At 63.6% G+C, this 1,963-nt stretch carries 3 protein-coding genes; all 3 read right to left on the bottom strand.

The genetic code is table 11. From position 1 onward, the window contains the following. Positions 1–271, bottom strand: a 271-nt coding sequence (locus tag ACE3UY_RS18635; protein ID WP_374688985.1) for a hypothetical protein, incomplete at its 3' end; no start/stop codon positions are given. A gap of 140 nt (positions 272–411) precedes the next feature. Further along, positions 412–1,218 (bottom strand): SDR family NAD(P)-dependent oxidoreductase, encoded by an 807-nt coding sequence (locus tag ACE3UY_RS18640; protein WP_374688986.1) that lies wholly within the window; start codon positions 1,216–1,218, stop codon positions 412–414. A gap of 170 nt (positions 1,219–1,388) precedes the next feature. Continuing rightward, positions 1,389–1,958, bottom strand: a complete 570-nt coding sequence (locus tag ACE3UY_RS18645) for an aminodeoxychorismate/anthranilate synthase component II (RefSeq protein WP_374688987.1) — start codon at positions 1,956–1,958, stop codon at positions 1,389–1,391. Between the last annotated feature and the right edge of the window lie 5 nt (positions 1,959–1,963).

Raw genomic sequence — 1,963 nt, forward strand, 5'->3', positions numbered from 1 at the left:
CCAACGACCCCTTCACCAGTTCGAAGAACGGGTCCTTCAGCGGGTACTTGCGCGACCCGGCCAGCACGACGTGCTCCAGGATGTGGGGCAGGCCGGTGGAGTCGTCCGGCGGGGTGCGGAAGGTGATGCCGAAGACTTTGTTCTCGTCGTCGTTTTCCAGGGACAGCAGCGTCGCGCCCGTGCGGACGTGCCGCCAGATACGGGCCTGGGTCTTCAGCTCCGGGATGGCCTGCTCGCGCAGCAGTTCGAAGCCGTGGGTTGTTTCGGTCATATACACTCCTCAATACGTTAGTCGTGGCAGGGGATTCTTATCCCGTATCCCGCCCGCACGTTAAGAAACCTGCGCCACATGTAGCACAGGATTCTTATCCCGTTTGCTGCCCACGGGTTGCGAAACCCGCGCCACGCAGCTTAACCGGGAAGCAACGCCTTCATCCGGCCATACATGAATCGGGTCGCCCGTCTGGGGCTGAGGCGATAGAACAAGTTCATCATCTTCGCGTCGTTGCCGACGTATACCTGAAACTGGTCGCGCTCCATCCCCCGGATGATGATGTCGGCGGCGTCCTCGGCCGACGTCGTGGGGAAACTCTGGGACGATTCGCCGGCCGCGGCCGACTGGATGGTGACGCCGGAGTTCGCGGCGATGCCGGTGGCAATGGCCCCGGGGAAAACGACGGTCACCCGGACGTTGGTGTCGAGCAACTCGGAATACAGCCCCTCGGTCAGCAGCTTGACCCCCGCCTTGGACGCGCCATACAGCGTTTGCCCGGGCACGGGGAAGAAGCCGCCCATACTGGACACGTTCACGATGTGAGCGGCGGGGCGCTTCAACAGGTGGGGCAGGAAGGCCTTGGTCATGTAGACGACGCCGTACAGATTGACGTTCATCACCCGCTCAATGGCCTCGTACGGCAGATCGTTCAGGCGCACGAACGGCTGGATGATCCCGGCGTTGTTGATGATGCCATCGACCGCGCCATGGGCGGCGATGACCGCGTCGGGCAAGGCTTCGACGGCCTTGCGGTCGCTCACGTTCACCACGTGGAGGCTGACCTTGTCCCCCTGCCCGGCCAGCGCCGCGGTTTCCTTCAGCGTGGTTTCGTTCAAGTCCACCGCGGCGACGCGCGCCCCTTTCTTCAGCAGCGCCAGAGTGAGCGCGCGTCCCATGCCACTGCCCGCGCCCGTCACAACAATAACCTTACCCATCACGTTCATCAGATTATCTCCTCGCGACGAACCGGAGCGGAGCGCGCCGGTTATGCGACCATGCCAACGGATTCACGTGACCGTTATTGTCCCTCCAAAATCACCAGCAAGCTATAGACCTGACAGGCGGGCGGCGACAAGTGTCGTTCCTAATTAAAGGGCTACTGGCCGCCCACCTGTCAGGTCTTGGCCATATTGAGGAAGTTCTGCAAGATGCGCCGGCCATGCTCCGTCAGGATGCTCTCCGGGTGAAACTGGACGCCGACCACGGGATGCTCGCGGTGCTGGAGGGCCATCACCTCGCCGTCGCGGGTGAAGGCGGTCACCTGGAGCGCTTCCGGCAGAGGCTCCTCGACGATGAGCGAGTGGTAGCGGGTGGCCGTGAAGGGGCTGGGCACGCCATTGAAGAGGCCGTGGCCGTTGTGATAGACCGACGACGTCTTGCCGTGCATCAGCCGCGGCGCGCGCGTCACCACACCGCCGTAGACCTGGCCGATGCACTGGTGGCCCAGGCAGACGCCCAACACCGGCGTCGTCGGCCCCAGGGCGCGGATCACGTCGTTGGAGATGCCGCCGTCGTCCGGTGTGCCGGGACCGGGGCTGATGACGATGCGGGCCGGCCGCAAGGCGGCGATCTCGTCGAGCGTCACCTGGTCGTTGCGATAGACGCACGGCTCCGCGCCCAACTCGCCCAGGTATTGCACCAGGTTGTAGGTGAACGAATCGTAGTTGTCGATAACCAGTACCATTCGCA

Source organism: Promineifilum sp. (SeqCode) (assembly GCF_041918635.1).
Taxonomy (GTDB): Bacteria; Chloroflexota; Anaerolineae; order Promineifilales; family Promineifilaceae; genus Promineifilum.